Genomic DNA, 5,625 nt, shown 5'->3' with positions numbered 1-5,625 from the left:
AGCGAGCTTGGAGCTACAGATCTGCGCTCAATGATAGGCAAAGGACAGCTTGTTATCACTTTAACGCCGGATACCGGTGAGCGCTATCAGGGTGTCGTAAGTGCAGACGCCGACTCAATTGCCACCATGCTGGAAAACTACTTTGAACAGTCAGAACAGCTGCACACCCGGGTCTGGTTACACGCCGACGGCGAGCATGCTGCCGGCATGTTACTGCAGCGCTTACCCGCTACCGGAAAAGACTTAAGCGGCTTCGAGCACCTGGCAACTCTGACCGACACTATTACGGCAAAAGAAATTTATACCTTGCCTGCTGAAGAGCTGTTGCATCGCCTTTATCACGAAGAAAAAGTCCATCTGTACCCATCACAGGGTGTTAGCTTTGTTTGTGGTTGCTCGCGTGAACGAACATTAGAAGCTTTGGCGTCAGTAAGCCCTGAAGAAATTCAGGAAATCTTGGCGCAGGAGGGTGAAATTGTCATGACTTGCGATTATTGCCTGACGGAATATCGCTTTGCGCCTTCAGACTTCAATTAATCAATAAAAAAGCCTGCAATTTTTGCAGGCTTTTTTCTATCAAAACTACTTTTTCTTTTTCAGAAACTTCATCAAACGCCGGCGTTTTCGCTGCTGCGACAACGTCAGTTGGTTTTTCTTTCCTTCATACGGGTTAACCGGCTCGCGGAATTCCACTTTTATTGGCGTTCCCATTACGCCCAGCGCTTTACGGAAGTAATTAATGAGATAACGCTGGTAAGCGCCAGGTAAATCTTTAACCTGATTACCATGAATAATAATACGTGGTGGGTTATAGCCCCCGGCATGCGCGTACTTTAACTTCACCCGGCGGCCGCTAACCAATGGCGGCTGATGTTCTTCCTGCGCCATTTCCATAATTTTAGTCAGCTTAGAGGTGCTAATTCGCTGAGTTGCACTTTTGTAGGCTTCTTCCACTGACTCGAACAAATGCCCTACACCAGTACCGTGCAAAGCAGAGATAAAATGTAACCGTGCAAAATCGACAAAACCTAAGCGGCGGTCAAGCTCGCGCTTTATCTCTTCTTTGTGGTCGTTTTGCAGACCATCCCATTTGTTCACTGCAATAACAATTGAGCGGCCGGCATTTAATGCAAAGCCAATAAGGTTAAGGTCCTGGTCACTGATAGTCTCACGCGCATCAACAACAATCAGGACAACGTTTGCATCCTCAATCGCCTGCAATGTCTTGACCACAGAGAACTTCTCAATAGCCTCGCCAATACGACCTCGCCGACGCACTCCGGCCGTATCTATCAGGACATATTCACGCTCGTTGCGTTGCATGGGGATATAAACCGAATCACGCGTGGTGCCCGGCATGTCGTAAACAACAACCCGTTCCTCACCCAGTATTCGGTTAATTAAAGTTGATTTACCAACATTAGGACGGCCGACAATAGCCAGCTTTAACGGCAGCTTTTCGTAATCGATTTCGTCATGCTCAAGCTCTTCAGACTCAACGTCCTTGGGCACAATAACATCGGGATAGTCTTCCGCTATTGGTCTAAAGCAGGTTTCTAATAACTGCTCAACCCCTCGCCCATGAGCTGCAGCGATACCATAGAGTTCACCCAAAGACAGCGAATAAAAGTCGCCCATCGCAGAGTGCGCATCGATGCCGTCAATTTTATTACAGACTAAATAAACTTTCTTATTTTGCTTACGCAAATGTTCCGCAATAGCTTGATCGCCAACGGTCACACCGTCTCGGGCATCGACCATAAAGAGCACAACATCGGCTTCATCAACAGCAAGCAGGGACTGCTTTGCCATTTCTTCATCAATGCCCTCTTCATCGCCATGAATACCACCGGTATCAATAACAATAAACTGAAAACCGTCGTAATTTGCCTGACCGTATTTCCTGTCCCGGGTTAACCCGGGAAAGTCCGCTACCAGTGCGTCGCGTGTCCGCGTTAAACGATTAAAAAGCGTGGATTTCCCCACATTTGGGCGCCCAACCAGCGCGACAACAGGTAACATCTCTTATTAATTTCCTGATTGAATATCGAGCGCGATGATATCACCGTCCCGAGTCTGTACATACATAATGTTGTCATCAACAACCGGGGCTACATAAACACCGTCACCACCGACTTCATAACGGCCTACAATATTGCCGCTGTCGCTATCTAACCAATGCAAGTAACCTTCAAAGTCACCGACAACAACGTAATCGCGATGCCATGCAGGCGCACTTAACTTACGTCCGAACAGCTGTGAATTACCCCAACGTTCTACACCACCGCTTTGCTCAAGTGCATAAACGTGGCTTTTCACATCAGTTAAAAATATCCGACCATTGGTTACCAACATATTCTCAAAGGCTTTGTAATCGCGCTTCCAGCGTACTTCGCCATCTCTTAATTCCAGCGCAACCAGCTCACCGTTAAAAGCAATCATGTACAATGTAGTACCCTGAACAGCTGGCTTCGCATCAACGTCCGCCAGGCGTTCGAGCTCATTGCTTCCGCTTGGCTTACCAATGGTTTGAGTCCATGCCTGCTGTCCATTATTGGCAATAAGTATCATGCCTGTACCATTACTGTCTCCAACAACGATACCGCCGCTAATAATAGCAGGTGCAGATGCGCCACGAACTGTCAGCATTGGAGCCTGATACTCATATTCCCATTGCTGTTCGCCAGTTTCCGCATCCAGGCTAATAACTTTTCCGCCACCAGTATGCACAACAACGCGTCCTTCACCGACAGCAGGATCTGACATGACTTCGTGATTGACTTCTGTGTGCCAGACAATGTCACCGTTTTCAGCATTTAGTGCAACGACATCACCATTTTCTGTTCCCAGAAAAACGCGGTCGTAGCTCGCCACTAAACCACCTGAAATACGCGCAGGGAATGGGCTTGAGAAAATACCGCCAAACCAACCTTCATCGGTTGCCTGGTCAAACTGAATACTCTGACGTAAATCAATTCGCCATAAGCGCTCACCTGTGGATTTATCAAAAGCACTGACTATTCCATTACGATCAGCGGCAAAAACTTTGCCATACTCAACCACAGGGTTCAGTCGGGAAAAATACTCTCCTATGCCACTACCAACAGAGGCATCCCATAAAACTCTTGGCTGTACTTCCGAAGAAATGGGCTGTAACTCAGCAAATTTCGGTTCTTCGTCATCGTCACCAAAAATAGAGCAACCGGTGACAAGAAGAGTGGCAGAGAATAATAAGCTGCCTTTAATAAAGCGTTGAATCAATTGCATTATGACTTAGCCAGACTGTTGAGTTTCATTTGCAAAGCCGGAGTCAGTGACTCGCCTGCCTGCAATGCGCGTTCATAGGCTGCCCGGGCTTCTTCGGTATTGCCCTGTTCAGCAAGTATGTCACCTTCTAACTCCGCCGCAAAACCAGCGTAAGCTTCAGGTAGAGGCTTTTGAACCAAGCTTAAAGCCGTGTCCAGTTGTTCCTGAGCAATTAACACCCGAGCCAAACGAATGCTCGCCAAAGCTGACATATTTTCGTCATCAGCGTTATCTACAACGGATTGCAAAACGGTGACTGCCGTTGCCAGGTCAGCGCGTTCAGCTGCATGCTGTGCCAATTGGAACGCAACAAGCTGTGCGTATACGTTTTCTGGGTTTTCGCTGACAAAGTTTTGAGCTTCGAGTACGGCGTTCTCGCTGCCTTCAGATAACCCCGAGGTTAATTGTTCATAGTTTGCTGACGCACGCTCCTGCGTTTCCAGTGTATGCTGATCGTAGTAACGCCAACCGTAAAACAAACCAAAGCCAATGACTACACCGGCAACAATACCTTTACCGTGTTCTTTCCAGAACTCTTTTAAACGTTCTACTTGTTGTTCTTCATCCACCTGACTACCCTCTCGTCATTGGTTGCAGATACTCAATTAGTGCCTGCCAGCCCAGAGTTTGTTGTTCTTCAGCAGTACGCAACGGTTTTACCGTTACTTGCTGCTGAGCGATTTCATCAGCACCGATAATCAGAGCAACTTCAGCACCCGACTTATCAGCTTTTTTCATTTGCTTTTTCATGGAACCGCCGCCACAGTGGCTTACCAGCCGCAGTTCCGGTAACTCATTTCTCAGCTGTTCGGCAATTCGCGGGGCGTTTAGTTCCGCTTCTTCGCCTAACGGCATTAAGTAAGCATCAACGACTCGTCTTGGGGTCAGCTTTTCTTGCTCCTGCAGTAGCAGCACAAGACGTTCCATACCCATTGCGAAGCCAACCGCAGGCGTTGCTTTACCGCCTAACTGTTCAACCAGACCATCATAACGACCGCCTGCACAAACAGTACCCTGAGCACCTAAGGCTGTGGTTACCCATTCAAACACGGTACGGTTATAATAATCCAGACCACGCACCAAACGTTCGTTCAGGGTATAGGAAATACCAGCCGCTTCCAGGCGAGCCGTTAATTGCTCGAAGTGTTCTTTCGATTCTGCGTCCCAGTATTCGGACAGGCTTGGCGCACCTTCAAGAATCTTTTGAGTGTTTTCATCTTTACTATCCAGAATACGCAGCGGGTTGCTTTCCAGCCGGCGTTTACTGTCTTCATCCAGCTCGCTAATGTAGTCAGATAAGTAATTTTTCAACGCATCCCGATAATTCGTCCGTGCTTCATTAGACCCTAAAGAGTTCAGTTGCAGTTCAACCTGATCGGCAATACCAAACTCACGCCATAGCCTGGCAGAAAGCAGGATGACTTCAGCGTCGGCATCAGCACTTTCTAAACCAAAGGTTTCAATACCAAACTGGTGAAATTGACGATAACGGCCTTTTTGCGGGCGTTCGTAACGGAACATGGGCCCCATGTACCACAAACGCTGAATTTGGTTATACAGCAAACCGTGTTGGTTCCCTGCACGAACACAGCTGGCCGTTCCCTCAGGGCGTAAAGTGACACTTTCACCGTTACGGTCGTCGAAAGTGTACATTTCCTTCTCGACAATATCCGTTACTTCGCCAATTGAACGTTTAAAAAGTTGCGTACTTTCCAGCACAGGCATACGGATTTCGCTATAGCCGTAGCTTGCAGCAACACGGCGTATTACTGCTTCAACCTGCTGCCAGGCCGGACTCTGCTCTGGCAACAAATCATTCATGCCACGAATTGCTTGTATTGTATTCGCCACGGAACCTTCTCGTCTGGTTATCGATACAGAAAATAAGCGGGTATTATAAGGACTTTGTCGATGCGGGTAAAATCAACCGTTAATTTCTTTTACGTCAATTTTATTAGCTTCAATAAACTTCACTTGCTCGCGAATTTGCGCTTCCAGCTCATCCACTAAATTATGGTTATCTAAACGTTGTTTCTGGCGTGCACCACCAATATACAAACCACTTTTATTTTTAGCGCCGGCAAGACCAACATGAGATATCAAGGCTTCGCCCGGACCATTAACAACACAACCTATTACCGAAACATCCATAGGCGTGGTTATATCCTCCAGACGCTGTTCCAGCTCATTAACCGTGCTAATAACATCAAACTCCTGACGTGAGCAACTTGGGCAGGCAATAAAGTTGATACCACGTGCGCGAATGCGCAATGACTTCAGAATGTCGAATCCCACTTTAATTTCTTCAACCGGATCGGC

5 protein-coding genes and 1 pseudogene are annotated in these 5,625 nt (G+C 47.5%); 1 reads left to right on the top strand and 5 read right to left on the bottom strand.

What is annotated here, in order from left to right:
• Window positions 1-537 (top strand): annotated as a pseudogene (locus B3180_RS10310) (Hsp33 family molecular chaperone HslO); the annotation flags it as partial.
• Between the two features lie 45 nt (window positions 538-582).
• Here the strand turns inward: B3180_RS10310 and der are convergent.
• The 5 genes from der to B3180_RS10285 form a co-directional block, all read right to left on the bottom strand.
• Window positions 583-2,022, bottom strand: coding sequence for a ribosome biogenesis GTPase Der (gene der, locus B3180_RS10305; protein ID WP_199494909.1), 1,440 nt, complete (start codon window positions 2,020-2,022; stop codon window positions 583-585).
• A gap of 6 nt (window positions 2,023-2,028) precedes the next feature.
• The gene (gene bamB / locus B3180_RS10300) at window positions 2,029-3,267 is read right to left on the bottom strand and encodes an outer membrane protein assembly factor BamB (RefSeq protein WP_286844361.1); all 1,239 of its coding nucleotides are present in this window, start codon (window positions 3,265-3,267) and stop codon (window positions 2,029-2,031) included.
• Entirely contained in the window at window positions 3,267-3,875 is a 609-nt protein-coding gene (locus tag B3180_RS10295; RefSeq protein ID WP_273022663.1) for a YfgM family protein, read from the bottom strand. The genes bamB and B3180_RS10295 overlap by 1 nt, the downstream gene beginning before the upstream one ends.
• Window positions 3,876-3,879: 4 nt before the next feature.
• Entirely contained in the window at window positions 3,880-5,157 is a 1,278-nt protein-coding gene (gene hisS / locus B3180_RS10290; RefSeq protein ID WP_222235702.1) for a histidine--tRNA ligase, read from the bottom strand.
• A 72-nt stretch (window positions 5,158-5,229) separates the two neighbouring features.
• Window positions 5,230-5,625, bottom strand: a 396-nt coding sequence (locus tag B3180_RS10285; RefSeq protein WP_286844359.1) for a flavodoxin-dependent (E)-4-hydroxy-3-methylbut-2-enyl-diphosphate synthase, incomplete at its 5' end; no start/stop codon positions are given.

It is taken from the genome of Idiomarina sp. UBA4206 (genome assembly GCF_002383015.1).
Taxonomy (GTDB): domain Bacteria; phylum Pseudomonadota; class Gammaproteobacteria; order Enterobacterales; family Alteromonadaceae; genus Idiomarina; species Idiomarina abyssalis.
This window is presented reverse-complemented; position numbering and strand designations above follow the sequence as displayed.

Excerpts from the sequence above, each read along its gene's own strand:
- der (WP_199494909.1), bottom strand. The coding sequence starts at position 2,022 with ATGTTACCTGTTGTCGCGCTGGTTGGGCGCCCAAATGTGGGGAAATCC.
- bamB (WP_286844361.1), bottom strand. The coding sequence starts at position 3,267 with ATGCAATTGATTCAACGCTTTATTAAAGGCAGCTTATTATTCTCTGCC.